The sequence below is a fragment of the Streptomyces prunicolor genome (assembly GCF_045162825.1).
GTDB classification, from domain to species: domain Bacteria; phylum Actinomycetota; class Actinomycetes; order Streptomycetales; family Streptomycetaceae; genus Streptomyces; species Streptomyces prunicolor.
Genome location: NZ_CP108676.1, coordinates 5,800,619 through 5,826,806 on the forward strand (window position 1 = coordinate 5,800,619; position 26,188 = coordinate 5,826,806).

General features: G+C 69.6%; 22 protein-coding genes and 1 tRNA gene. 6 read left to right on the forward strand and 17 right to left on the reverse strand.

The window, feature by feature from the left end; translation table 11 throughout:
• Positions 1-37: 37 nt before the first annotated feature.
• From OG588_RS26780 to OG588_RS26805, 6 genes are all read right to left on the reverse strand, one after another.
• Positions 38-790 (reverse strand): anti-sigma factor domain-containing protein, encoded by a 753-nt coding sequence (locus OG588_RS26780; protein ID WP_405949518.1) that lies wholly within the window; start codon positions 788-790, stop codon positions 38-40.
• A complete protein-coding gene (locus OG588_RS26785; RefSeq protein WP_405949519.1) occupies positions 787-1,371 on the reverse strand; it encodes a sigma-70 family RNA polymerase sigma factor in 585 nt (194 codons plus the stop codon). Before OG588_RS26785 ends, OG588_RS26780 begins: the two co-directional genes overlap by 4 nt.
• Before the next feature lie 309 nt (positions 1,372-1,680).
• Complete coding sequence (locus OG588_RS26790) at positions 1,681-3,252, reverse strand: SDR family oxidoreductase (RefSeq protein WP_405949520.1); 1,572 nt, start codon at positions 3,250-3,252, stop codon at positions 1,681-1,683.
• A gap of 1,080 nt (positions 3,253-4,332) precedes the next feature.
• The gene (locus tag OG588_RS26795; protein ID WP_405949521.1) at positions 4,333-5,508 is read right to left on the reverse strand and encodes a DMT family transporter; all 1,176 of its coding nucleotides are present in this window, start codon (positions 5,506-5,508) and stop codon (positions 4,333-4,335) included.
• Positions 5,509-6,138: 630 nt separating this feature from the next.
• Positions 6,139-7,947: an FAD-dependent oxidoreductase gene (locus OG588_RS26800; RefSeq protein ID WP_405949522.1), complete on the reverse strand. Its 1,809-nt coding sequence runs from the start codon at positions 7,945-7,947 to the stop codon at positions 6,139-6,141.
• A 55-nt stretch (positions 7,948-8,002) separates the two neighbouring features.
• A complete protein-coding gene (locus OG588_RS26805) occupies positions 8,003-8,968 on the reverse strand; it encodes a zinc-binding dehydrogenase (protein WP_405949523.1) in 966 nt (321 codons plus the stop codon).
• A gap of 99 nt (positions 8,969-9,067) precedes the next feature.
• Here OG588_RS26805 and OG588_RS26810 point away from each other — a divergent pair, with 99 nt between their 5' ends.
• Entirely contained in the window at positions 9,068-9,553 is a 486-nt protein-coding gene (locus OG588_RS26810) for a MarR family winged helix-turn-helix transcriptional regulator (protein WP_405949524.1), read from the forward strand.
• Between the two features lie 10 nt (positions 9,554-9,563).
• Here the strand turns inward: OG588_RS26810 and OG588_RS26815 are convergent, their stop codons facing one another.
• Positions 9,564-10,523, reverse strand: a complete 960-nt coding sequence (locus OG588_RS26815; RefSeq protein ID WP_405949525.1) for an NADP-dependent oxidoreductase — start codon at positions 10,521-10,523, stop codon at positions 9,564-9,566.
• A 154-nt stretch (positions 10,524-10,677) separates the two neighbouring features.
• On the opposite strand from OG588_RS26815, the gene OG588_RS26820 reads away from it, so the two are divergent.
• A complete protein-coding gene (locus tag OG588_RS26820; RefSeq protein WP_405953223.1) occupies positions 10,678-11,520 on the forward strand; it encodes a helix-turn-helix transcriptional regulator in 843 nt (280 codons plus the stop codon).
• Between the two features lie 796 nt (positions 11,521-12,316).
• Here the strand turns inward: OG588_RS26820 and OG588_RS26825 are convergent.
• From OG588_RS26825 to OG588_RS26835, 3 genes are read right to left on the reverse strand one after another with little or no spacing between them, the layout of a single operon-like run.
• Complete coding sequence (locus OG588_RS26825) at positions 12,317-12,511, reverse strand: hypothetical protein (RefSeq protein ID WP_405949526.1); 195 nt, start codon at positions 12,509-12,511, stop codon at positions 12,317-12,319.
• A complete protein-coding gene (locus tag OG588_RS26830; RefSeq protein WP_405949527.1) occupies positions 12,511-14,856 on the reverse strand; it encodes an ABC transporter permease in 2,346 nt (781 codons plus the stop codon). Before OG588_RS26830 ends, OG588_RS26825 begins: the two co-directional genes overlap by 1 nt.
• Entirely contained in the window at positions 14,853-15,545 is a 693-nt protein-coding gene (locus tag OG588_RS26835; RefSeq protein ID WP_405949528.1) for an ABC transporter ATP-binding protein, read from the reverse strand. The genes OG588_RS26830 and OG588_RS26835 overlap by 4 nt, the downstream gene beginning before the upstream one ends.
• Before the next feature lie 214 nt (positions 15,546-15,759).
• Here OG588_RS26835 and OG588_RS26840 point away from each other — a divergent pair, with 214 nt between their 5' ends.
• Together OG588_RS26840 and OG588_RS26845 are read left to right on the forward strand one after the other, a co-directional pair.
• Positions 15,760-17,055, forward strand: coding sequence for a sensor histidine kinase (locus OG588_RS26840; RefSeq protein ID WP_405949529.1), 1,296 nt, complete (start codon positions 15,760-15,762; stop codon positions 17,053-17,055).
• Positions 17,052-17,810, forward strand: a complete 759-nt coding sequence (locus OG588_RS26845) for a response regulator (RefSeq protein WP_405949530.1) — start codon at positions 17,052-17,054, stop codon at positions 17,808-17,810. The genes OG588_RS26840 and OG588_RS26845 overlap by 4 nt, the downstream gene beginning before the upstream one ends.
• A gap of 497 nt (positions 17,811-18,307) precedes the next feature.
• Here the strand turns inward: OG588_RS26845 and OG588_RS26850 are convergent, their stop codons facing one another.
• The 6 genes from OG588_RS26850 to OG588_RS26875 form a co-directional block, all read right to left on the reverse strand.
• Positions 18,308-19,756, reverse strand: coding sequence for a TerD family protein (locus tag OG588_RS26850; RefSeq protein WP_405949531.1), 1,449 nt, complete (start codon positions 19,754-19,756; stop codon positions 18,308-18,310).
• Between the two features lie 529 nt (positions 19,757-20,285).
• A complete protein-coding gene (locus tag OG588_RS26855) occupies positions 20,286-21,854 on the reverse strand; it encodes a restriction endonuclease (protein WP_405949532.1) in 1,569 nt (522 codons plus the stop codon).
• A 173-nt stretch (positions 21,855-22,027) separates the two neighbouring features.
• A complete protein-coding gene (locus tag OG588_RS26860; RefSeq protein WP_405949533.1) occupies positions 22,028-22,843 on the reverse strand; it encodes an Lrp/AsnC family transcriptional regulator in 816 nt (271 codons plus the stop codon).
• A 7-nt stretch (positions 22,844-22,850) separates the two neighbouring features.
• Positions 22,851-23,243 carry a type II toxin-antitoxin system VapC family toxin gene (locus OG588_RS26865; protein ID WP_200679579.1) on the reverse strand — a complete coding sequence of 131 codons (393 nt, stop codon included), beginning with the start codon at positions 23,241-23,243 and terminating at the stop codon, positions 22,851-22,853.
• Positions 23,243-23,476 (reverse strand): hypothetical protein, encoded by a 234-nt coding sequence (locus tag OG588_RS26870; protein WP_405949534.1) that lies wholly within the window; start codon positions 23,474-23,476, stop codon positions 23,243-23,245. Before OG588_RS26870 ends, OG588_RS26865 begins: the two co-directional genes overlap by 1 nt.
• Before the next feature lie 312 nt (positions 23,477-23,788).
• A tRNA-Gly gene (locus OG588_RS26875) sits at positions 23,789-23,859 on the reverse strand.
• A gap of 548 nt (positions 23,860-24,407) precedes the next feature.
• On the opposite strand from OG588_RS26875, the gene dcd reads away from it, so the two are divergent.
• On the forward strand, positions 24,408-24,983 hold the full coding sequence (gene dcd / locus OG588_RS26880) for a dCTP deaminase (RefSeq protein ID WP_019055444.1): 576 nt from the start codon (positions 24,408-24,410) through the stop codon (positions 24,981-24,983).
• Positions 24,980-25,495, forward strand: a complete 516-nt coding sequence (locus tag OG588_RS26885; protein WP_405949535.1) for a phosphoribosyltransferase — start codon at positions 24,980-24,982, stop codon at positions 25,493-25,495. Before dcd ends, OG588_RS26885 begins: the two co-directional genes overlap by 4 nt.
• Positions 25,496-25,613: 118 nt before the next feature.
• Here the strand turns inward: OG588_RS26885 and OG588_RS26890 are convergent, their stop codons facing one another.
• On the reverse strand, positions 25,614-26,153 hold the full coding sequence (locus OG588_RS26890) for a hypothetical protein (RefSeq protein ID WP_405949536.1): 540 nt from the start codon (positions 26,151-26,153) through the stop codon (positions 25,614-25,616).
• Positions 26,154-26,188 lie beyond the last annotated feature (35 nt).

The window sequence follows — 26,188 nt, forward strand, 5'->3', positions numbered from 1 at the left end:
GGTGTGGCCCCGCCCTTCGCGGCAGGGCCACACCTTCTCAGGCGGGGAGGTTCATCAAGGCGAGCGGGCTGGTGGTGGGCTGCTTCGAGCCGCCCGCGGGTTCGACGGTGACGCCCATGCCCGACGCCCCGTCCACGGCCCCCCGCAGCAGGACGGCCTGGTCGCCGAGTCCGGGGTCCATCAGACCGGCGGAGCGCATGGTGCCCCCGTCGTCGAACCACAGCTGGTAGACCTTCCCCGCCGGCGGATGCGCCATCCCGGCGGCGAGGAACACCGCCTGGTCCCGCTCGTGCGAGACGACCACGGTGCCGGTGGCACCGCCGGCCAGCTTCGCGACCCTGGTCCTGGCGTCCGGTGCGGCGAGCACCGCGCTGATCTGCGCTGTTCCCTGCTCGGCCTGGCGCGCCCGGCCGAGCGCGTCCTCGGCCCGCTGGTGCTGCCACACCGTGGTGCCGCCGAGCGCGGCAGCAGCCGCGAGGCAGGCGGCCAGCGTCCACCGCGACAGCAGTCCGGCTCGCAGTCGGGCACGGCCCGAACGCATCGGCGTCGACTCGCCGGGGGAGTCCTGACGGACGGTCGTGACGCGGCGCAGCACCTGCTCGCGCATCTCCCGCCGGGGTGTCACAGAGACGGCGAGTCCCAGGCGGGCCGCGGTGGCGCACAGCTCGGCGGCCTCCTGAGTACACGGTTCACAGTCGGCGAGATGCCGCTCGAACGCGTCGCGTTCCTCGTCGGACAGGGCGTGCAGGGCGTAGGCACCGGTCATGCGGTGCAGTTCGGCGGTGGTCATGCGGTCACCCCCAGGCAGTCGCGCAGCCGGATGAGTCCGTCGCGCAGGCGGGTCTTGACGGTGCCCAGCGGAAGGGCGAGTGCCTCTGAGACCTGGCGATAGGTCAGTCCGCGGTAGTAGGCCAGGGTGACCGCCTGGCGCTGGATCTCGGTCAGCGTGCGCAGACAGCGCCGCACCTGTTCCCGTTCCAGCCGTGCCTCGACCTGCTCGGTCACCTCGTCGTACTCGGGCGTACGGTCCAGCAGGGCGGCCTTGTGGTCCCGGGCGGCCACGGCTTCCACGTGCCGGACACGGTCCACCGCCCGACGGTGGGCGAGGGTGAGGATCCAGTTGATCGCCGTTCCGCGATCGGCACGGTAGCGCGGAGCGGTACGCCACACCTCCACCAGAACCTCCTGGGCCACTTCCTCGGACTGTGCCTGATCGCGCAGCACGGCACGCACGACACCCAGAACCGGGCTCACGACGGCGTCGTAGACAGAAGCGAACGCGGGCTCGTCCCCCAGGGCCACGCGGCCCACCAGCTCTTCCAGGTCCGGCTCCATCGATGGGTTTCTGCCGATGTGTACGGCTTCTTTCACAACGCCCTCCGCGGTTGGGACATCTCCGGACGTAATCCGATCCTGCGCGGGCCGGGGATTGGTCCTGACAGCGATGAAAACGCAGGTGAATTCGGACGGTGTGACGGCGGGAGGGCGGGCGACGAACGACCCTCTCGCCGTCAGGAGACCAAGCCGTCGGGCGCGCAGCGACGGATCACCCCTGAACCGGAAGTCCGCGCGGTCGGCGCGCGGGCCGAGGTCACGCTGGTGGCGGGCGGTGGGCATGCAATGCTCCGCCACTGTGACCACTGGCACCGCACCGTGGGTTCGACGTCGCTGATCTCCTCGTCACTCGACTGCGCGACGGGCACGCCTGGGGCCGTCGGTGTCCTTGGTGGCGGTCCGGGTGATGTTGCGGGCCATGCCGCCGAAGACGGCTGCGTGGAAGGGGGAGACGGACCACCAGTAGACGTGGCCGAGCAGACCGCGGGGGTGGAACAGGGCGCGCTGACGGTAACGGGTGCGGCCGTCGGCGTCTGTCTCCGCGTACATCTCCAGCCAGGCCAGGCCCGGCAGCCGCATCTCCGCCCGCAGTCGCAGCAGCCGTCCGCGCTCGATCTCCTCGACCCGCCAGAAGTCCAGCGAGTCGCCGACCCGCAGGTGCTCGGCGTCACGCCGTCCGCGGCGCAGGCCGACTCCGCCGACGAACCGGTCCATCCAGCCCCGGACCGCCCAGGCCAGCGGGAAGGAGTACCAGCCGTTGTCGCCGCCGATGCCCTCGATCACCTTCCACAGCGCCTGCTTCGACGCGTCGACCGACGCCTGCCGTTCGTCCTCGTAGAGGCTGCCGCCCGCCCAGTCCGGGTCCGTGGGCAGCGGGTCGCTGGGCGCGCCCGGCACGGAGGCCGACGACCAGCGGGTGACTACCTGTGCCTCCCGTACGCGCTGGAGCGCCAGGGCGAGCGCCTGGTCGAAGGGCAGTGGCCGGCCCGGCTGGTCGGGCAGGTAGCGGGCGATGTCGTGCTCGTGGCAGATGACCTCGTGGCGCAGGGACTCCGTGAGGGGTCGGGCGATGGAGGCGGGCACGGGTGTGACGAGACCGACCCAGTGGCTGGACAGCCTGGGCGTCAGGATCGGAACGGGCACGATGAGCCGTCGGCGCAGTCCGGCGACGAGGGCGTAGCGGCGCATCATCTCGCGGTAGGTGAGGACGTCCGGCCCGCCGATGTCGAACGTCCGGTTGACGTCGTCCGGCATGGTCGCGGAGCCGACGAGGTAGCGCAGCACGTCCCGCACCCCGATGGGCTGGGTGCGGGTGTGCACCCAGCTCGGGGTGACCATCACCGGCAGCCGCTCGGTGAGGTAGCGCAGCATCTCGAAGGAGGCCGAACCGGAGCCGATGACGACCGCTGCCCGCAGTACGGTTGCGGGCACCGGCGACTCCAGGAAGATCCGTCCCACCTCTGCCCGGGAACGCAGGTGGGGAGACAGCGAGCTTTCGGGCACGCCCTTCGGGGTGAGTCCGCCGAGATAGACGATCCGTCGTACACCGGCGGCCCGTGCCTGCTCGGCGAAGACGTGCGCGGCGCGGCGGTCGGTGTCCTCGAAATCGGCGCCGGAACCGAGAGCGTGCACCAGGTAGTAGGCGACGTCGATGCCGCGCATGGCTGCGGCGACCGACTCGGGGTCCGTGACGTCGCCGCGAACCGTCTCGGTGTCGCCGGTCCAGGGGTGGTCACGGAGTTTGTCCGGTGAACGGGCGAGACAGCGTACCCGGTGGCCGGCCTCCAGCAGCTCCGGTACCAGGCGTCCGCCGACGTAGCCGGATGCTCCGGTGACCAGGCAGTGCAGCCGCTCGGGCCCGTGGCCGCCGTGTCCCTCCGCGGCGTCGGTCGCGTTCCGCTGTCCGTCCGCGCTCACGATCCTGCCTCCACGCGCTTGCTCCGACGCTGTTGTCTCGTCGTCCGATCATCTCCGCAACGGGGTGACCGTGCCCGTCGGGGCGTCGCGGCCCGACGGGCCGATGAAGCCTGCGCCGCCCGGTTCCGCTGCCGCTCGGCCACGGCCCCGCACGCGATACCCGCGAGTGCCTTTCCGTACGACCGGGGACGGCCTCGCGGCGTGGACGGCCCGGCCCGCTGCCTGCGGCGCCGTGGCCGAATACCTGTCCACAGGCACGGTGTCCGGGTCGTGCATCGTCCGCTTCGGCGTCGGCCGCCTCCACAACCTCTTCGTACGGGCACAGGCCGGCGGATGCACCGTACGTCCGAAAAAATCCGTGGGTATCAGGCACAGGTCCCCTCCCCGGAACGCCCGGAGGTGACCGCGCTGCCAATGGGTTCGGATTACTGTCGGCCGGATCCGGGGTCGGCGCACCGCCCGGGCAGCGCGTTGCTCCGGTCACGACGGCGGTACGACGGACAGCGCTGTCGTCACGCCGGAGCCTTCGGCCCGGTCCCGTGTCCGGTGGTATCCCGGGCCAGGGAACTCGGCCACCACGCACGGGGGCCGATGTCCTGTCGGGACGTCAGATCGCCTTCATCGCTGAATACATGAGGACAACCCACCACGACGATCTCGCTCAGGGAGAGCCACACCCAATTGGATTGACAACAAACAACCCCCAGGCCGCTGACCTGGGGGCAAATTCTGGAGCGGGTGACGAGAATCGAACTCGCACTCTCAGCTTGGGAAGTGGCGACGCTTGCGGAGTCGAACAAGGCTCTGAACTGGCCGTATGGACTCTGGTCGTGGTGTCCGAGGGTGCAGTGTCGCGCCGTAGCCGACGGTGGTTCACCGGTCTTAAGGGCACGCTATGGGCACGCCGTCGGTTCCGAGACGTGGAGGGCCCTTCGGGGTGGTGGTGGCTCCGTACAAGCCGCCGTGGAGTTCCTGCCGTATCGGCGCGTGCATTGTCCGGGTTCGGGTCCGGAACACGGCCGCGCTCGAAACTGCAATCCGATCGGGGTGTACCGCCCTCGGCTGCGGTACACCAACGCCTCAGTGGAGGCCGTCGAGGCCCAACTCCTCTTGCCCCACGTGCGGCATACGCAAGAACCGGGTGTCGAACGCCCCCGCACCGTGATACGTGAGCGTGACCGTCGGGCTGTCCTCCCCTGTGTACCTTGCCCAGTCCACTCTGGGATCCCGTTCGGCGGAGTCCGGGAACGTCAACTGCTGCGGTGCGGACGAGGGTTGGGGCGGGTGTGGGGCGTGAGCCGGATACGGCGCCGTTCCTGTACGGCGGTGTCTGCCCCGCTGTGTCATCGTTTGTTCCATGCCGCTCGTCACCACGACCGTGACACCGACGATGATCAGCAGGAGCCCGGGCATGGTCGCGGGCTTGATGCCCTGCCCCAGGAACCACCACGCGGTGAGCGCCGCCACGGGAGTCTCCAGCAGAAGCAGGACGCTCATCGTCGTCGCCGATGTCCTGCCGAGGGCGAAATTCAGCGAGCCGAGCCCCAGAATCTGGGGAAGGACGAGCAGCCCGAGCAGCGACAGGTGCGTGGATCTGTCGTAGCCCGTCAGCGGGATGTGGGCCAGCCGGCAGACGGCGAGGAGTTCCAGACCGCAGACCAGCGAGGTGAACGTCGAGTACAGCGGTGTGCTCACGTCCGCCCGCGACCGTTCGCTCAGTGCGGTGTACCCGGCCTGGGCGATGGCCCCGACGAGGGCGAGCAGATCCCCCAGCAGCGCCGTACCGCCGGACCTGATGTCGAGACCGCCCGCCGCTGTCGCTCCCACCACGGCGAGCGCTAGACCCGCCCAGGTCCGGAGGGACGTCCGCACGCCCTGGCCCGCGGCGATGAGGGCCTGCCAGACGGGCTGGGTGGCGACGAGTGCCGTGGACATGGCCACCGAGGTCAGCCGAGTGCTCGTCATGAAGGCCGCGAAGTGGAGGGCGAGCGACGTGGCCGCGAGGAGGCCGAAGACCAGAGGTCGCCACTGCTCCCGGCGCAGGAGGCCGCGCTCGCGCCGCGCGACACGCAGCACTTCGCGACGGCGCAGTAACAGCAGGAGAGGGCCGAGTACGGCGAAGCCCAGGCAGTTGCGCCAGAAGGCCATGGCGAGCGGCGAGGCGGTGGCTGCGGCGGTGAGCGGGGCGGTGGCCGAGACGGAGACCACGGTGACCGCCATCGCCGCCATGGACAGTGGATCGAGCTTGGACCTCACGCGTTCGTACCGCCGTCCGTGGCCGACCGGGCGGCTGCGGCTGTCGGGGTTCCGATTTCGTCGCGTGTGGAACGCGACGGCGGGAAAAGGGTGTTCGCGTGGCGGCACTCCACGCCGTCGCTCCCGCGCCGGCCGCGATCGAAGACGTCCACGCCGCGCAGGGCCGGCCCTGTTCTGTGGCGTACTCGCAGGAACTGCCACGGGGCCGCGGATATCGACGTGCCGTCAGGGGGCGCTGCGCCGTCGCGCGCGAGAGTGGGCAGGTGCGGGGGGAGACCTTTTCTGTGGAACACGGCGAACATGGCGTCGGCTGTATGTCGGATGTCGATCACTGGGTACGCGTTTTCTGTGCTGCGGGAAGTGGGGGAAGCACAGGGCTCCGGCAGCGGAGCCCAACGGGACTGGTGGACACGGCTGCCGCCACGGGGGAATTCGGGGATCAATGGGGAGGGCGTCAGCCGTCCGAAGTCCCTCACTGGACTGTGACCGCGCTCCTGGCCCGGCAGGTGCGCGTCAGCGACACGGCCGGGGCGAGACCGCCAGTCTCCAGCTCCAGCGCAGACAGGCTGACCTTTCGACTGCCGCCGAGGCCGTGAGGTGTCGTTGGAGACCCCTACGAGAGCTGAGCGCTTACTGGTCGGTGCGGTCGGTGCGGTCGGTGCGGAGGTTGGCGGTCAGCCGGTTGATGCTCTTGACCGCGAGTTCGGCGAAGTTGGAGCGGGCGACGATGGCGGTGGTCTCGCCGTGCCGTCGGACGCTGCGCAGGTCGCGCTGGACCTGGCGCGAGAGCTGCTGGAGTTCGCGTTGGGCGGTGTCGAGCCGCCGCTCGGCGGCGCTTCGGGCCTGCCGGTGCTCCCGTCGGGTGCGGGGAGTGCCGGTGCTCGCGGGCGAGGTCTTGGTGGGCATGTCGGTGCTCGCTTCTGTGGTGGTGGGTCGCGTCGCCGTGAGGGGGCGGACGCCGACGGTGTCCAAATAGGCTTCTACGGTGGGGAGTTCGGCGGTGTCGACCACGGCGGCGACGTATCCGTCCGGGCGGACGAGCACCCACTGCCCGGCGGACAGTCCGTAGGCGCTCTGGACGCGGTCGCCGCTGTCGACGATGTCGCCCCGGGTGCCGATGGTGTGGATGTGCAGGCCGGGGCGCGGTGCCGGGGCGGAGGCGTCGTCGACGTCGTGGCCGAGGAGGGTCCAGTGGGGTCCTTGGAACAGGCTGAACAGGCGGGTGGGGAGGCCGCCGGTGCCGGTGACGGGCGAGTCGGGGGCGCGGTCGCCGGCCAGTACGCCCTTGTCGCGTCCCGAACTGTGCAGTGACAGGGGCGAGTTCAGGTAGCCGAGGTCGAGCTGGCTGACCTCGCGGCCCCGGTGGATGTCGCGGTTCTTGGCCGCTTCGAGCAGCTTCTCGGACAGGCCGAGGACGGCTTGGGCGATGGGCCGGCGTTCCTGCTCGTACGTCTCCAGCAGGGAGTCGGGTGCGCCGCCGAGGACGGCGGCGAGCTTCCAGCCGAGGTTGTAGGCGTCCTGGACACTGGTGTTGAGGCCCTGTCCGCCGGTCGGCGGGTGGCAGTGCGCGGCGTCGCCGGTCAGGAACACGCGCCCGCGCCGGTAGGTGTCGGCCAGCCGGGCGTTCATCTGGAACGCGGAGGCCCAGGACACGGAGCGGATCACGACGTCGTCGCGGCCGGTGCGTTCGCGGAAGAAGGCGGTGAGTCCCTCGGCCGAGAGGTCCAGGTCGACGTCGAAGGGGACGGGGGCCTGGAGTTGGAACATGTCGGTGCCGTAGAGCGGGCACATCGAGACCTGCCCGGCGGTGTCCTCGCCCCACCGGTGCCAGGCGTCCGCCGGGACGCCGTCGACGTACACGTCGGCCACGATCGCCCGCACACCGAGGGTCTTGCCGGGGAAGCCGATCCCGAGCGTCTTGCGGACGAAGCTCGATCCGCCGTCGGCACCGATCAAGTACGTTGCCCGTACGGCCTGTTCGCCGTCCGCGGTGGCGATGCGCGCGGTGACACCGTCGCCGTCCTGGTCGAAGCCGACGAGTTCATGGCCGTAGTGCGGGGCGTGCCCGAGTTCGGCGAGGCGTTCGCGCAGCCGGCGCTCGGTGAGGAACTGCGGGACGAGCAGGGGTATTTGGTAGGGCTCCTCGGGCGTCGGCTCGGACATCTCCACGCCGGCCTGGTCGACGGGCCCGGAGGGGGTGTAGATGCGCTGGACGGGATACTCACCGCCGGAGGCGACGATCTTGTCGATCACGCCGAGGTCCTCGAAGACCTCCTGGCTGCGGGGCTGGATCCCCTTGCCGCGGGAGCCGACGAACGGGTGCGGCGCCTTGTCGATCAGCAGGAAGGCGATGTTCCTGCGGGCGAGGTCGAGGGCGAGGGTCAGACCGGCCGCGCCGGTGCCGCAGATGACGACGTCGGTGTCTGTGGTGGGGGACATGGCTCCAGGCTCCTTGGGTGATTCCGGTACGAACTGCAGGACGGTCGGGACGGGTTCAGGGCACCAGGACGGTGCGTACGCCCGGGACCTCGGGCGCGTTCCACGCGCTCTCGACGTCGGCGAGGGGTACCGCCTGCGCGGTGACCGCGATGCCGCCGCTCTCGATCTCCTCGACCAGGGACGGGAGTTCCTCCAGATACGTCCTGGTCGACACCGCGCCCTGGCCGTTGCCCTGGAGCCGGAAGTTCGCCGAACGCAGTGCCACTGACGGGAGTTCGATGCTCGGGCCCGCCATGGCGCCGATCTGGATCCAGTTCAGGGCCCGGCTGCGGTCCGCACGGGCGCGCAGCACCGCCATGATCGCGTCACCTGCGGGCTTGCCCCACAAGTAGTCGATGACCAGGTCGACTTCGGCCGCCTCCTTGGCCAGCTCCGTCGCGGTGGCGTCGGCGTCGTCGGTGAGCGCGACGGTCGCATCCGCACCGAGACCCGACAGGGTCGCCAGCCGGGCCCGGTCCCGTCCGGCGCCCACGACCCGCCCGGCACCGAGCCGCTTGGCGACCTGCACAGCCATCTGTCCGGCGTTGCCGGTGGCACCCAGGATCAGCACCGACTGCCCTGCCTCGATCGGGACCCGGCGGCGCAGCGCCACCCAGGACGACATGGCCGGGTTCATCCCGGCGGCGATCTTCACGACGTCCGCCCCGTCGGGCAGCGGGATGCTGTGCCGGCTGTCGATGACGGTCCGGGTGGCCATCGGGCCGACCAGTTCGTCATCGGCGACGAAGTACACCAGGCGACCGTCCGCACGCCGGCCGACCCCGTCGACTCCGGGGACCAGCGGCAGCTTGCCGGTGCTCGTGTAGTGGTTGCCCGACGCGCCGGTGCGGACCCGGGGGTGCAGGCCCACGGCGAGGACGTCGACGATCTCCTGGTCCTCGTCGGTCGGCGCGGGCAGGTCGAAGGACTCGTAGCGGGGCGGGGTGCCGAACGAGCTGACGACGGCGGCGCGGATGTCCATGGCTGCTCTCCTCAGGGTTGGTACGTGACACGAAGGTTTTAGTTCGTGACACAAATCAAATTAGTAGGTGCCACGTACCTTTGCAAGTAGAATCGGGAGATGACTTCGCCCCGCGACACTCCGCCCCCGCCCGTACCCCCGCCCGAAGACGAGGATCTCGGCCTGGTCGACGGCCTCGCCCAGCTGTCGTTCCTGGTGCAGAGCGCCCTGGCCGAGATCGCGGGGCAGCACGACCTGTCGGTCGTCCAGACCCGGATGCTCGGGATACTGCGGGACCGGGAGCCGACGATGAACCAGCTCGGCCGCCACCTCGGCCTCGACAAGTCCTCGATCACCGGCCTCGTCGACCGCGCCCAGCGCCGGGGCCTGGTCACCCGCACGCCCAGCACCGTCGACCGCCGCTCGTTCCAGGTGTCGATCACCGACGCCGGACGACAGCTCGTGGAGCAGGTCGCCGCCGAGTTCGCCGAGCGGATCGAGCGGTGTGTCGAGCCGCTTCCCGGAACGGACCGGAAGCGGCTGTCGCGGATTGTGACCGCCGACGCCCAGGTCCGGGGCATCGACCTGCGCACCGATCCCCGCTGACCGGACTCCGTCAGACGGAGCCGCCCGGCACCGTCACCACGTGCTTGCCCACGACGCCACCGCGCTCGAACGCCTGGTGCGCCGCGGCGATGTCCGCGAGCGGGTAGACACTGTCGATCACCGGACGCAGCGCGCCCGAGGTGACACGGTCGGCCACATCGCGCAGCACGGGAGTCTCGGGGTTGGCGCTGAAGGTACGGATACGGCGGGAGCCGTGCACGCTCGACGCGGCGATCGCCGCGATGGCGGACGGGGACAGTCCGACGGTGACCATCCGGCCGCCCTTGGCCAACCGGCCGCGGTAGCAGTGCAGTTCCGTGCCGACGGTGTCGACGATGACATCGAACGGCCCGATCTGGTCCGAGGTGGTGGAACCGTAGTCGAGGACCTCGTCGGCACCGAGCTCGGTCAGGAGCTTGGCGTGGCGGTCGCGGGCCAGCGCGGTCACATGGCCGCCCATCGCGTGCGCCAACTGCACGGCGGCCGTGCCGACTCCGCCGGCCGCGCCCCGCACCAGGACCTTCTCGCCGCTCACCAGGCGCACACTGTCGCGCAGCGCGATCAGCGCCGTGGAACCCGCGACCACCAAGGCGGCCGCCTCCACCGACGAGAGGTCCGCCGGGGCGTGCGAGATGCGCTCCGCGGAGACCACGACGTACTCGGCCGCCCCGGCGACGGAGTGCTTCTGCCGGGGATGCACCATCCCCCACACCCGGTCGCCGACCCGGTAGCCCTCGACGCCGGCGCCGGTCGCGGCGACCACGCCGGCGAAGTCCAGCCCCACCCCGATCGGGAACCGGCGCCCCGACACCATCTTCAACTCCCCCGCCCGGACGATCACATCGTGCCCGTTCACGCTGGACGCCTCGACCGACACCAGGACCTCACCCGAGCCGGGAGCGGGACGGTCGACCTCGTTGACCTGGAGTACGTCCGCCGTACCGAAACTCGTGATCTGAACGGCCTTCATGTCGCTGTTCCTTCCGTGGCCCGCTGTGTGGTTGATCCGATGCTGGACCCCGCACGCGACATCACGGTCGTTCTCCTTTTCCTGGGTCTGGCAGACCCACCCTCGCGGGCCGTGCCGACGGCATACTGGCGCGGTGACCGACACCTCCCACGCCATGAGCGACGATCCCCGACGCGAACTCGCCGAGTTCCTCCGCACCCGCCGAACTCGCCTGCGGCCGGAGGACGTCGGTCTGGAACCCGGCCCGCGGCGGCGCGTCGCGGGACTGCGGCGCGAAGAGCTGGCCCTGCTGGCGGGAGTGAGCTCGGACTACTACCAGCGCATGGAGCAGGGACGGGACGTACGCCCCTCCGAACAGGTCCTCGACGCCCTCGCGCGCGCCCTCGACTTCTCCGCCGAGGAGACCCGCCACCTGCACAGCCTCGCCGCCGCCGCACGCAACCCGGCCCAACCGCCGCGTTCGTACGAGCCGGAGGAGGTACCCGACACCACGCTACGACTGCTGCACGGCATGACCGCACCCGCTCTGGTTATCGGCCGTTTCCTGGACGTACTGGCCTGGAACCCGCTCGGCGGCGCCCTGCTGGGCGACTTCACCCGCCAGCCCCAGAAGGAGCGGAACATGCTGGCACTGTTCCTGCACCCCCAGGCCGACCGGACCTGCCCGAACCGGGCGGCCACCGTCGCCGAGCTGATCGGGATGCTGCGGACGCACGTCGCCGCCGACCCCGGCCACCCCCGCGCCGTCGAACTGGTCGGTGAACTCGCCGTCCGCAGCGACGAGTTCGCCGCCCTGTGGGCTCTCCACGACGTGGAAGAACCAACCCGCGGCCAGATGCGCCTCAACCACCCCCGGGTCGGCGAACTCAACCTGGACTGGGACGCCTACCCGATACCGGGCAACCCGGGCCCCGCACTCATGGTCTGCACCGCAGCCGAGGACAGCCTCGACGCCGAACGCCTCCAACTCCTCGCCGGCCTGCTCGACGCCCCTTGACCCACCCCGATGGTCTTGGTGCCGGCACTGACGAGGTCGAAGTACTGGCGGTAGAAGCTGAGTTCGGGGACCCGCAATATTGGCGTGCGGTATTTCGGCGGTGAACGCGCCGGTCCCGTCACCGCACTGAGACCCGGCGAGGGCCTCTCCGGCGGCGGTGATGTTGGACTTGGAAGGGTCGGCGCATGTCCACATCACGGTGATGGATGAGACTTTCCCCGCTGACGCGGGAAGCATGACACCGCCCGCGCCGTACCCGACCCGGCGTACAGCACCACAAGGAGAAGCCTACCGGCAGCTGGCAGCGCCCTTATGGTGCGGTTGTGGTGCGCGCCCCGCCCACTGGTCCGGACAACAAAGAACCCCCGGGTCATCGACCTGGGGGTTTCATATGGAGCGGGTGACGAGAATCGAACTCGCACTCTCAGCTTGGGAAGCGACGGCGCCTGGGGAGGTGTGTGCCTTCTGAGCTGGGACTATGTGTTTTTGGCTGGCGTCCGGGAGCGCGCGATCGCACCGCTTTCGACCGTGGTTCTCCGGTCTTAAGGGCACGCTATGGGCACGGCGCTGTGATGGATGAGCCGATGGTGGTCGGGGAGGTGCCTTCGAGGCTCGAGAGGGCTCAGCGCACAGGAACTGAGCGGGGGCATCGCGACCGCACACACGGCCACGGGACATCGGCATGTGCGGGTTGATGGCGGCGGCGATGCTGATGAGGACCGGTGCCAAGGGTCGACGATCTATCGACGTCACCCCAGATCTTCCGAAGGCGCCTGCCTCACCCGTTCCGCCGGGCTCAGGCCACCTCCATCGTCACGTCCTCGCGGTTGTCGTTGGTTCCGCGTGCAAGCGCCTGGATCGAGGTCTGGTCGAACCGGAACGGAGGCGGCCAGTCCAGCAGGGGATGAGTTGGGTCTGCGCGGCCGGTGTTGCCACCGACATCGGCAAGCTGATCACTGCCGCCCAGGCACGGCATCAGCGCAGGGACCATTATTCGGTCCGCAGGGCGGTGGCGGTGCGGACCCTGGCGGCCCAACTCGCGGGCAGCAGCGCGCCCAGGACGGCGATGAGCAGGCCGCCCAGGACCAGCAGGGCCAGTTCGGCCGCGTGGTAGACGGCGAGCACGGAGTCGGGGAGGTCGAGGCCGGCGCTGTGGCCCATGGCGGGGATGACCCAGCCGTGCAGGGTGACGCCGAGCGGAACTCCCAGGGCGCCGCCGGCCAGTCCGGTCACGATGACGGAGGTGACGACCATCGTGATCACCTGTCGGGGGGTCATGCCCAGGGCTTTGTGGACGCCGAGTTCCCGCACGCGTTCGCGCGTGTCGAGCACGACGGCGTTGAGCACACCCAGCGCTGCGACGGCGACGAGCATCAGCGTCAGGAGCGCGGACAGCGCGTTCAGGGTGACGACCATGTCGCTGCCGCCTTCGGCCTGGCCGATCCGGGCAGTGACCCCCAGCGGCTTCAGGCTCTTGTTCAGCGCGTTGACGTAAGTGGCCACGTCGGTACCGGACTTCACCGCGATGTGCTGCGTGGTGTCCGTCAGGTCCGGGTGCGCGGGTGCGAGCGTCTCGGCGTCGGTGAACACCTGCATGCCGTCGTCGCGGGGGTCGAGGACCTCGCCGACGATCCGGACCGTGACCACCTTGCCCAGGCCGTCGAGAGTGACGGTGTCCCCGATGTGCGTACCTGTGGAGGTGAGGAAGGCGGTGGGCACCACGGCCTCGCCGGGCTCGGCGATCCACCGGCCGGAGACCATGGTGTAGCCGCCCCAGGAGGCGTCGCCGGTGAAGGCGACGACCGCGGTGGTGCCGGCGACGCCGGGGACGGTGGCCCGGGCTGTCGCGGTGCTGTAGTAGGTCCGGGTCGCGGGCTGGGCGTCGATCGCGGCGGCGACGGCAGCCGGATCGGGCTCGGGGCGGGTCGTGCCGATCGGACCGTCGGGGCCGGGTTCCGGCAGCGGTGCGGCGACGGTGACGTCGGCGGTGTCGTGGGCCTTGGCCTTCGTCACCGCGGCGAGCGATGCCCCCATGCCGACGGTGAAGGTGATGGCGGCGGCGCCGAACAGGACCGCCGTTCCCATACTCAGGGCACGGGCGGGGCGGGCGAAGGGGCGGGTCAGCCCCAGGGCGATCGGCCGGGACACGGGGAGCCGTCCGGCCAGGCGTGCCGCCCACCGGCCGCGGTCCGTCCGCGCGGTACGCCCGACGGCGAGCGCGTCGACCGTGCGCAGGCGTCCGGCCCGCCAGGCACTCGCCCACGCGGTCGCCACGACCAGGCCGAGTACGCCTGCGACCACGGCCGCGTCGACCCAGGGGGCGACGGCCAGGGAGGTGGTGCCGTAGACGTCCTCGGTCTGGGACATCACCGGTACGGCCAGCAGGTGGCCCGCGAGGACGCCGAGTGCCGTGCCGACCGCCGCCGGGATCAGGGCCTGGCCCACGTAGGCGCGAACGACCTGCGCCGGGGTGAAGCCGATGGCCTTGAGGATGCCGATCCGGCGCAGCCCCGCCCCCACGGTGCCGGCGACCACGTTGCCCACGATGAGGACCGACATGACCAGGCCCAGGACGCCGAACGCCAGGAGGAACGGTACGTACAGCGCGGTGTCGCGCTCGGCGGACGCCCTGGCAGTGAGCCAGGACTGCGTCCCCGTCACCGCCTTGACTTCCGCTGTCACGGCCTTGCGGCTTGCCGAGACCCGTGCGGCCGTGTCGGCGGCGGTGAAGCGGTAGAGCATCTGGTAGCTGCCGGGGCGGTCGGGCGTGGTGAGCTCGGTGACCTGGGACGGTGTCACCCACGCGTCGGCGCTCCCGGTGACCGAGCGGGCCGCGCCGACCACCTTCAGGGTGGGGGCACCGGGCAGGCCGGGGAAGGTGAGTTCGAGACCGAGGGTCGGAAACAGCGAGGCGTCCGTGTTCAGCACGATCTCGCCGGGGCGAGTGGCCCAGCGCCCGGCGGTCAGCGTGAGGTCGTCGACCGCTCCGTCGTGATCGGCGCGGCCGACGACGGTCATCGGCCACGCGTCCGCGCTGCCGTGGAGGCGTGGGGTGACCGACACCGCGCGGAACGGGCCCGCCGCAGCCGCCACCCCGTCGGCGCGCCCGGTCGCCTTCACCTGCTCGGCGCTGGTGCGGGCGGCGTCGAAGTCGACGGACAGGTGCGCGCCGTGCTGCCGGGCGAAGGCGTCGTCGAACGGCGCGCCGGAGACCACCAGCAGCGAGCCTCCCAGGACGGACGCGGCGACCGCCATCATCGCGGTCAGGCCGATCACCAGCGTCTGCACCCGGCGTCTTCCTACGCCCGAGCGCACCACCCGGCCCAGCGCGCTCATCGAGCCACCTCCGCGCTGACGTCCTCGGCGATCCGGCCGTCGACGATCCGCACCGTGCGGTCGGTGCACGAGCGGGCCAGAGCGAGATCGTGCGTGACGACGACCAAGGTCTGGCCCTCGGCGTTGAGGTCCCTGAACAGGCGACTGACGTCCTGACCCGCGGCCGTGTCGAGCGCGCCGGTGGGTTCGTCTGCCAGGATCAGCGGCGGCCGGTTCATCAACGCCCTGGCCACGGCGACGCGTTGACGTTCACCACCGGACAACCGCCCCGGGTAGGCGCGGGCGTGCCGGTCGATGCCGAGGGTTTCGAGCAGTTCCGCGGCCCGCCGACGCGCGTCGCCCCGGGCTGTGCCTGCCAGTTGTGCGGGAAGCGCGACGTTGTCCGCGACGGTCAGGTCGTCGAGCAGGTTGAAGAACTGGAAGACCATGCCGATCTTGGAGCGCCGATAGCGGGCCGCCGCGGCCTCGCCCAACCGGTCGACCCGTACGCCGTCCACGATGACGGTCCCCGTGTCCGGCCGGTCCAGGCCCGCGATCAGGTTGAGCAGCGTGGACTTGCCGCTCCCCGAGGGCCCGAGAATCGCGACGGCCTCACCGGTCCGCACGGTCAACGACGCCTCCCGCAGTGCGGGCGGTCCGTCGTCGTATCTGCGGCTCACGTCGCACAGTTCGATCACCGGCTCGGTCATGAAGGGCTCCTAGGGTCCACGCGTCTGGCGCCCTGGACGCTAGGCGGCCTCCCGCCCCGGCCACGTCCTTCGCCCGAGCCGTTTCCGGTCCTCCGACGGAACGAGGATCCTGCGGGCGTCCTCCCTGAGAAGTAGTCGGCTGATGTAGGCGGCGTGCGAGGAGTGATAGCTGAGACGGATCCCAGGAGGACGGGAGGACAGCGAGAATGTGGCGGTGACGAACGGGACGACAGCGGTGGACCGGCTGCGGGAGGCGGCCCGCCATGCGCTGCGCCCGACCGGACCGGCGCCGCAACTCACCCGGCGCAGATGGCAGTTCGACCTGGTCGTGGCGGCGGCCTTCGCCGTCAGCACCGTGTACTACGCCATCGACGTGACGGACAATCAGGTACGCGAAGTCCTGCCCGGCGTGGGCAAGGCGATCCACCCGTCGGGACCGTATGCCGCGATGGCCCTGAGCGCCCTCGCGCTCGTCACCTCGGGTGCCCTGGTATGGCGCCGCCGCTACCCGCTCGCCGTGTTGTGCGCGGTGACCTGTCTTGCGCTGCTGACCCCGGAGGACGTTCAGCGACTGACCTTCTACCCCCTCGTCGTCGCCGTCTACAGCGCCGCGGCCTACAGCCCGTACCGGATTCCCACCCTGGCGGCCGTACCGACGGCGGTCCTCCTGGTCTACACGTCGGGTACCGACACCACCCACCTCTACCCGTACCAGCCGGGCATCGTCCCGAACGAGTACGTGGTCCTGTGGATCCTCGGGCCGCTGGCGATGGCCGCCAACGGCCTGCGCACCTGGCGGGTGCGTACCGACGAGGGCCGCGCGCGGCTGACCGCCGTGGAACGCGAGCAGGCGGAGTCGCTGCGTCGGGCCGTAGACGAAGAGCGCGCCAGGATCGCCCGCGAGTTGCACGACGTCGTCACCCACAACGTCAGCGTCATGGTCATCCAGGCCGGCGCCGCCCGCAGGGTCATGAGAGCCGTCCCCGACGAGGCCGACGAGGCACTGCTCGCCGTCGAGGCGAGCGGGCGGGCCGCCATGACCGAACTGCGCCACGTCATGGGGCTGCTCACCATGGACAGCGGCGACCAGGACGCGACCCGTGCCGAGAACCTGACCCCACAGCCGGGTCTGGAGCAACTGGAAACACTCATCGGGCGGGTCCGGGACACCGGCCTTCCGGTCGACCTGAAGATCACCGGAGCGGCCCGCACCATGCCACCCGGCATCGGCCTCACCGCCTACCGCGTCGTCCAGGAGGCACTGACCAACACGGTCAAACACGCGTCGGGGGCGCATGCCACCGTCTCCGTCGAGTACGCCCCCGACCGGCTGCGGGTGGAAGTCTCCGACACCGGCGGCCCCGCAGGCCCGGGCGCGGCCACCGGAAACGGCCGCGGACTGCTCGGCCTGCGCGAGCGCCTCTCCGTCTACGACGGAACCCTGCAGACCGGCCGGCGCCTCACAGGCGGCTACCGTGTCGAAGCACTCATCCCCCTGGAGGCACCGTGACCGAGCCGCCGCTGCGCGTGGTGCTCGCCGACGACCAGACCCTGGTCCGCTCCGGATTCCGGATGATCCTGCGCTCCGGCGGCATCGAGGTGGTCGCCGAGGCCACCGACGGGTTCGAAGCCGTCGACGCGGTCCGCCGTACTCGGCCCGATGTGGTTCTGATGGACGTCCGGATGCCCGAGATGGACGGCCTGGAGGCGACCCGCCGTATTCTCACCGGCACTCCGGGCGAACCCCGCGTCATCATCCTGACCACCTTCGACCTCGACCAGTACGTCTACGCGGCACTCTCGGCCGGCGCCAGCGGCTTCCTCCTCAAGGACGTCACCCCCGAGCAGCTGATCTCCGCGGTCCACACGATCCGCTCCGGCGACGCCCTGCTCGCACCAGCCGTCACCCGCCGCCTGGTCGAGCGTTTTGCCGGAGGCGAACATCGATACGGCGCCGGAGGCGAACATCGATACGGCACGCGACAGGACAGCCACGACAGTCACACCACCACAATCCACCGCGACCTCGCCTCGCTCACCCCGCGCGAACGTGAAGTCCTGGGCCTGATGGCCCAAGGGCTGAGCAACGTCGAAGTCGCCGACCGTCTGCACCTGGCCGAAACGACCGTCAAAACCCACGTCTCCCGCATCCTCGCCAAGCTCCAACTGCGCGACCGCGTCCAGGCCGTCATCGCCGCCTACGAGACAGGGCTGGTCAGCGTGGGCAGGCAGGAGCCCGTGGTTTCGTCCGCCGAGCACCCGTGAACCGCCCTGTGGACAGCACCACGTGGGTGTAGGACCGGCCTGCGGTTCTTGACAGTAATGGCCGGTTCCGCGTCACGTGGACGCATGCGATTCGCCTTCAAGACCTCGCCGCAGAGGACCAGTTGGCACGCCATGCGGAAGGTGAGGTAGGTCGCTTTGGACTAGACAACAAACAACCCCCAGGCTGCTGACCTGGGGGCAAATTCTGGAGCGGGTGACGAGAATCGAACTCGCACTCTCAGCTTGGAAGCGACGGCGCTTGCGCGGTCGCATGGCAGCTGACCTGCGCAGAGGCGTTCGGGGCTGGCAGGCGTGACGGCGTGTTGGCACCGCTGTTGACCGTGAGTTTCCGCTCTGAAGGGCACGCTATGGGCACGGCCGTTGGAGCCGCACGTCTCGGAGCGATTGGTTGACCTCGCAAGCGGGCAACTACACGGGCGTCGCGGCCGAACGGGATACGTAATTACGGATGTGTATGCCGCGCTGAAAGCCGATCGTCACTCGACGTCGACTCCATGGGCGCGGGCCAGGCCGTCGAGGCCGTCCGCCCAGCCCTGGCCGACGGCGCGGAGTTTCCAGGCGGGGCGGCGGTCGATGATGTGCCGGTACAGCTCGGCGACGACCATAGCCTGGATGTTCGAGTCGGCGGGCGGCTGGAATGTCCAGCAGGTGCCTGTCATGCAGCCCATGTGCAGGGCGGAGTGTGTGAGGGAGCCGCAGGTCAGTCCCGTGTCGACGTCCATGTTGATGGCGATGGCCACCCGCCGGACCTGTTCGGGCAGCGCGGACAAGTGGACGGTGGCGCGCTCGACGGTGTGCGGTCCCTCGGGCTGTTTGCCGAGCAGGCGCACCGCGCCGTCGGCGGCGGATGGCTGGTGGTAGAAGACGAAGTCCTCGTCGACGGCGACGCGACCGTCCTCTCCGGTGAGGAAGAGAGTGAGGTCGGCGTCCGCTCCGGCGAATCGGAAGGCGATGTCGAGTCCGTGCCAGGCTTCCTCGGGCAGCGCGACGGTCTGACCAGGGACCAGGGCGGCAGGGGTCACCGGCGGCACGGTCGGCATCGTGGGCGGTGCTGCCGACGTCTCTTGTCTCCACTCGGCGAAGGATCTGATCCGGTACGGATTGACGACCGAGGTTGCGCCATCGGGCGGGGTGTTGGCGCCGAGGCTGATGTCGAGGTCGGCGAGCGACGGCTCGCCTGCGTCGGGCTCATCCTGGGCGTGATCCAGCAGATCCTGGAGGCCCGGCACACGAGTCGTGTCCAGTGGCTTGATCGTGTTGGACAGGTTGCCCGATGCGGTGGCGGTGACCGAGCAGGAGACGTCCTGGCCGATGTCGAGGAAGCGCAGGGCGTCCTCGGCGGTGCGCCAGGGTGTGGACTCGACCGCCTGTCGTGTCCAGCGGCCGTAGGCGACGAAGCCGAGACGCTGGGTGTTCGGCAGGCGGGTCAGCACGGCGAGGTCGATCGCGGTGACACCAGGGGCGGTGGCGAAGCCTTCCTTGAGCGTGGCGACGAGGTTGGAGCCCATGGTGGTGAGCCACCACAGCAGCCGGTCGCGCTTGGTGAGGTTCTTGAGGGTCGGGCGCCCGTTGGGCGTGAGCCCGGCTGTCTGGGTGGGCAGGGAGTCGAGGTCCTGCTGCCGCATTACAACGGACAGCACCGAGCCGTCCATTCCTACGGCACAGCCCGCGGCGGGGTTGTCGGAGAAGGCCGTGTTCACCGCCTCGCAGACCGTCGCCTCGTCGTTGGAGACCAGGGCCTGCCACCACTCCTGGGCCTCGCCGGACAACCGCCGGCACACCGCCTCCAGGCGTGCCGACTCCGCGGCCAGGTACACGGACGCGTCCTGTTGCGCGCGCTGCTGCGCCGCGGCCCGCTCGACCCGGGCCAGTCGGCCCAACCCCCGCAGATGGAACGTCTGCGCCTCGGCGAGCGCCCAGGGCAAGCCCAACGCGGGTACCGCTGGGATCTCCGGCGGGTGAGCTGCGGGAAACGACTGCAGGTGCACGCTCGTCATCTGCTGCCGTAGCTCGCGTAGCCGGGTGACGGCCGCATTGCGCTCGGCCTCCTGCTGCGCTCGCTCCGCCTGACGCCGGACCCGGTCCAGGTGAGCAGCGGACGGGACGACAGCGCGGGGACCCGAGGCCCGCCGCGTAGTCGTTCGCCGTTGGTTTCCGCTCAGAGAACTCGACGCGTAGAAGGGGCCGAGCCCTGACGACATCCTGGCCCCGCCGGTGCCCACGCTGAGTCTTGCCGCACGCGGACCTACCGAGGTTCGTACCCCGCGCGTCGAGACCCGCACACTCATCCCAGGAACCCCGACTCGGAACCCGAACCCCATGGCGCACCCCTTTCCCCAGGCTCAGTCTGGCACCGTGCGTGATCGGAAGCGGTGGTGATGACCGTACTCACCGCGATGTGCGGTTCTCTCGGCAATTCAGTGGCAGGGGCAGCGGGGCCGACGCCCGTGGCGCTTACCGCGGGCGCCGCTTCGGTGGCGTCGGGCCCGGGATGACGTCGAGGTCCATGTGCTCCTTGAACAGGTGGACCAGGTTGGCGCCGTCGAGGAGTTCGAGCCTCCCGTGCTCGTTGGCGAACGCCTCGCTCGCCCGGCCGAACCATGAGGTCGTCACCAGGATGCCCTTGGCCGCCCGCTTGTGTTCCACGACGCCGGCGAGAGCGGAGACGGTCTCGAACGGCACCACGTTCTTGGTGCGTTTGGCCTGGATGATGCACAGCCCTTTCATGACCGGGTCCGTGTTCATCGCGACCGCGTCCACACCTTCGTCCTTCGACGGCTGTGTGTTCACGCTGTCCAGGCCGATGGCCTCGAACAGTTGCCGGATGAGGTGCTCGAACTCTGTGGGGGTCAGGTCCATCAGTACGGGGCGGCTGTCCAGGCCGGCCACGACGTCCAGGCTGTCCATGAGGCGGAACTTGGACAGGTCGAACGTGACCAACGGCCTTACCGGCTCCAACTCGTACGGGTTGGGCGAGATCAGTGAACGCAGCCGCTTCAGGCAGGCCCGCGGGTCCACCTGGGTCAGGACCAGCTCACCGAACTCGGCCCGATCAGCCTGGAGCGTGATCAGGCACGGATGGACGTTGCGCCCCGTGGCGCGGTCGATCGTGGCCACATGCCCGTTCAAGGCGACGGACTGGACTACGCCTTCGGTGTCGGCGGCGAAGAGTTCGTGGACGGTACGCAGGGCCGTCTGGGCCAGGATTGACGCGTAGAGTTCCTTGCGCTCCTTGTCCGGCTTCGGGACGGCTGTGATCTCGTCACGGGTCTTCACGTACCGGTACGCACGGGCCGCAGGCACCACGTCTTCCAGTGGTAGGTCGATCTCGATCAGCAAGTCACCGGTGTCCGCCTGAAACGAGACCTGGTGGCTCCTCGGGAAACCGTGCGGATACACGGAGGCTGCCAGGACCTGGTCGGCGAACCATTCGACAGCGTCGACATCCCTGTCCTGGTATGCGTTATGGCGCCCCTCAAGAGTGGCGTTCCACGCCTCGACCCGGGCAGCTTCCTCCCGGTTTTCCTTCTCGTGCTGTGCGCGGGCCTTCTGCAGCTTCTCCGCGCGCTTCTTCTCGTCGCGCGCGTGGTCTCGCAGCGCCCTGTCGAACTGCTTGCGAGCGGCTTCGACCTCCGCGTCGTACCCTTTTCGTCCGAATCCGAGAGCACCCAGCAGCCCCCGTGGCGGCTGCGGCTCGTACTCCTCCCACCTGGGCAAGGGTGCGGCTTTGGCACGGCCCTTGGGCGGTACGAACGGCGCGGGAGTGAACTGCTGCCTCAACCGCTCGAACGTCAGCGGATGCCCGTCCAAGACGGACGTACGCAGCAGCCGGGAAAGCTGCTCGGCATCGTGCTCGGCCACGCTCGTACGGTCGACAGCCTCTTGGGCGCGGGCTGCTTCGTACGCCAGCTTCTCTTCGCGAGCCTTCCGCTTGGCCTCGGCCTCGGCGGCCTTCCGGGCCTTCTCCCGCTCTCTGGCCTGCCTCGCGAGTTCCCGTGCGTAAGGATCGTTCCCGCCCGCCACTGTTTGCCCCCAGCTCAGTGATTGATCGTCAGTTCGCAACGTTCCGCAGTATCCCGTACCAGGTCGATGGCGTCAGCAGGCACTTGCCGAAGGTGCCTTCTGGCGTGCACTGCCCGGCCACTCCACGGCTGAACCTTCCGGCGGCTCCCGATCGCGGTGGAGGCAGTGCTGGATCAGCGTGCGGTGGCCCGGAGGACGAAGGCCGCCATGAAGAGCGAGAGCCCGGCCCCGTGACGAGTGGTGGTGAGCGAGCCGGGTCGTTTGGCGGCCTGGCCGACGATGACGGTCTCCGCGCTGGTGACGCTGAGTCCGGCCTGGTCGTGGGTGATGAATCGGTAGAAACTCTCCGGTGCGGGGATCCAGACGGCGATGTGCAGGTCGGACGGTTCGGTGGTGGCGAGGGCTCGGTGCATGGAGGGGTGGGCCGCCAGGGAGCGTCCGACGGCGTCGAGGCGGTCCGGGGCGACGCGCATCATGATGTTGCGTTGATGGTGAGCCCGAGCCGTTTCGGGTCGATGACGACGTGGGTGAGCAACTGGCTGCCCGTGGTCGGGCGGGTGATGCGGCGTCGGAGGGTGGAGTCGGGGTAGGTGGTGCGAGCGGCCCGAGGCCGAGGCGCGTGCGTCGTCGCGCAGTTCCGCCAGGATGGCGTGGTCGGCCTCGTCCAACTCGGTTGCGGTGACGGCCTCTTGTAGGGCCGCCGGTTCCGCCGCGGTCAGGACGTCGTGGCGCCAGTCGGTCGCTTCCGAGAAGACGTGGGGCACTGTGGAGGCGGTCACCGAGGTGACTGCCCGGGGAGAGGGGAGCCGACGGAACACCAGGGCGTCGCGGGAGCCGGGCTCGGTCCAGGAGATGGCGGGTATCTCGTCGCCGGATGCGGAGAGGTCGATGAAGGGGGTGTCGTCGAGTGCGGCCAGTACGGCGGTGATGGCGTCGGGTTTGCCCCGCAGCAGCACACCGGTCGAGTCCGGGCCACGCCTGCACTGCAACGACGTCTTAGGCGGGCATGTCGACGGTCAGCCCGGCTGCTTGGGCGGCATCGGCCAGTCGTTTGTCGTACGTGACGAATGAGGTGAGCTGGGAGCGGATGCGGAGAGCCGTTGCCAGGTGGATGGCGTCCAGACTCCGTACGGTCGTCGGTTTCACGGTCTGGGCCAAGATGCGAATGCCGGCATCCAGCTCCACCAACTCGATCAGGTCGAGGACCGGGTGGAGCCGGGCGACGGCTTCCGGGGCGTAGCGTGCCAGGGCTCGCGATGACTCGATCTCCGCCAGAACCGAACTCGTCCATCCGGTCTCCGCCCGTTCGTCGAGCCAGTTGCGCAATGCCTGCGACTCGGATTCGGCGTGGACGAGTTTCACGACGGCGGCTGAGTCGAGATAGATCATCAGCGCTCGTCCTCGCGGCCGCGGGCGATCTCCGCGGCGATGTCGATGCCGTCCGGTTCGCCGAGTGGCATACGTAGGACGGCGCGACGCATCGCGGCAGCCCGCTCTTTGCGTAGAGCGGCTTCGAGTACGGCTCGGCGGATGGCCGCCGAGCGTGAACTGCCGTCATGAGTGAGAACATCGAGAGCGTGCTCGGTCTCCGAGTCGCTGCGGATCGTGATGGTGTCAGCCATGCAATCAATGTAAGACAACATGTCTTACGCGGCAAGGTCCAGGCTCGCGCGCCCTCCGTGGTACGGAAACCGCCAGCCGGTCCGGCGGAGGGCGCGGCGGGCTGAGGGCTTTCATCGGGGACTGCCGCGGTGGGTGCCATGAAACAGCAGGTCAGTGACGCGTTTCGGCGACCGGGGTGGTGAGTGGGTGGCCCTCGGAAAGCAACTCGTGCCCTCCGCGTGCCCAATCTCAGGGACCCTCGGGTGCTAGAAAATGCCACAGAGGGCCTCGCACGAAGGAGCCCCAGGCCACTGACCTGGGGCTTCAAAAAGAGCGGGTGACGAGAATCGAACTCGCACTCTCAGCTTGGGAAGCTGATGTTCTACCACTAAACTACACCCGCGAAAAACGCCGGTTGAACCGGTGTCGGAACGCCACGTCACTGTACCGCATGTCAGGTCTCCGGCGCTGAGGCCATGGGGGCCCGACTGCGTTTCGTAGGGCGGACGCGGCTGCGGCGGGCCGGAGTTGGGGCGTACGGTGGAGGGGTGGAAGAGGGTCTGGGTGGGGCCGGAGTGCCGCCTGGAGAGTCGCTCCTTTCATCCCGTAATGTGGCATTTGGCGTTCGGCGAGCAGCAGCCGGGCGCGGCTCTTGGGGAAGGGACTCATGGACTTGATGGAGCGCACCGTCGTCCGATGTGCCGATGGGCACGTGTTCAGTACCGCTTCGTTCCCGATGCAGCAGGCGGAGCGGCTCGGCCCCGGCCGACTCGTGCGGTGTCCGCGGTGTGCCCGGCTCCGCAGTGTGGTGCTGGTGACCTTGGAGAAGCAGTAGAAGCAGCCGTAGAACTGGCAGGAGAAGCAGCGGCATAGCGGTATCGCAGTAGTCGTCGCTGGCGCGCGGGTCCGTCCGATTGTGGTCGGTCCGCGCGTCTTGCGTATCCTCGGGGCGTGCTTCTCTCAGACAAGGACATCCGGGCCGAGATCGACGCCGGGCGGGTCCGGATCGATCCCTACGACGAATCCATGGTGCAGCCGTCAAGTGTCGACGTGCGCCTCGACCGCTACTTCCGGGTGTTCGAGAACCACCGCTACCCCCACATCGACCCGTCGATCGAACAGGCGGACCTGACCCGGCTGGTGGAGCCGGAGGGCGACGAGCCGTTCATCCTCCACCCAGGCGAGTTCGTGCTCGCCTCGACCTACGAGGTCGTATCGCTCCCCGACGACCTCGCCTCGCGCCTCGAAGGGAAGTCCTCCCTCGGCCGCCTCGGGCTCGTCACGCACTCCACCGCCGGCTTCATCGACCCCGGCTTCTCCGGACACGTGACGCTGGAACTCTCCAACCTCGCCACGCTCCCCATCAAGCTCTGGCCCGGCATGAAGATCGGCCAGCTGTGCCTGTTCCGGCTCACCTCGCCGGCCGAGTTCCCCTACGGCAGCGAGCGCTACGGCTCCCGCTACCAGGGTCAGCGTGGACCGACCGCCTCCCGTTCCTTCCTCAACTTCCACCGGACGCAGGTGTGAGCGTGGGTGCCGTACGGGAGAACCTGACCTACGAGGCGTTCGGCGTCGCCGTGCGCGAGCTCGCGCAGACCATCGCCGACGACGGCTACGAACCCGACGTCATCCTCAGCATCGCCCGCGGCGGGGTCTTCGTCGCCGGTGGCCTCGCCTACGCCCTCGACTGCAAGAACATCAGCCTGGTGAACGTCGAGTTCTACACGGGCGTCGGCACCACCCTCGACATGCCGGTCATGCTCGCCCCCGTCCCCAACGCGATCGACTTCTCCTCCAAGAAGGTTCTGATCACCGACGACGTCGCCGACACCGGCAAGACCCTCAAACTGGTCCGCGACTTCTGCCTCGACACCGTCGCCGAGGTCCGCAGCGCGGTCGTGTACGAGAAGTCGCAGTCACTGGTGAAGTGCGAGTACGTGTGGAAGCGCACCGACGACTGGATCAACTTCCCGTGGAGTGTCCTGCCCGTAGTACGTAAGTCGGGGGAGCCGATCACTCCGTCAAAAGAAGCGCTCTGACCTGTACCTTCTTCAGGTCCCTGAGAGAGTCCCCCGCCGGATCGGCGAGGGACTCTCTTGCTGTCCCGATACGTGGGCGCTCATGGAACGGCATCCCGCGGAACCCCGGCCCCTTCGCTCAGGTGTCCGCGCCGTCGGGGGCCGGCAGGAGCGCCGCCAACTCGGCGTCGTCCGGGCGGTGGACCGCCTCCGCCGCCTCGCGCAGAACGGCGCGGTCGACCTTGTCCGCGTCCGCGATCAGATGAACCACCACGGCGTCGATGGGCACCGCGTACTCGTGGCTTTCACCTGCTGTGCGGTACCAGGCGTCGCCGTCGTGCTCGCAGGTGACCGGCTTGTCCGTCACCTCGCCCAGTGGCTGCTTGGTGCAGTTCTCCGCTGTCAGACTGTCGTGACCCGCGAAGAGGCCGAATTTGGTGGAACGCTCCTTGGCCAGGTACGCGGTGACGAACTCGTCCTCGTACTCGCCGACCGACGCCTGGAACACGGTGTAGCCGGAGACCTCGGTGACATAGACGAGTTCCGGGTCCACGCCCCAGGTGCGCGCGGCGGCGTCGAGGTCGGCGCTGTCGGCGACCGTCCCGCCGTCCGCGTCGCATCCCGTGAGGAGAACCGGCAGCAGGAGAAGGGGGAGCAGCGCACGCGCGGGTCGCATCATGCCCACACCCTGCCGCATGGACATGCCACATGAAC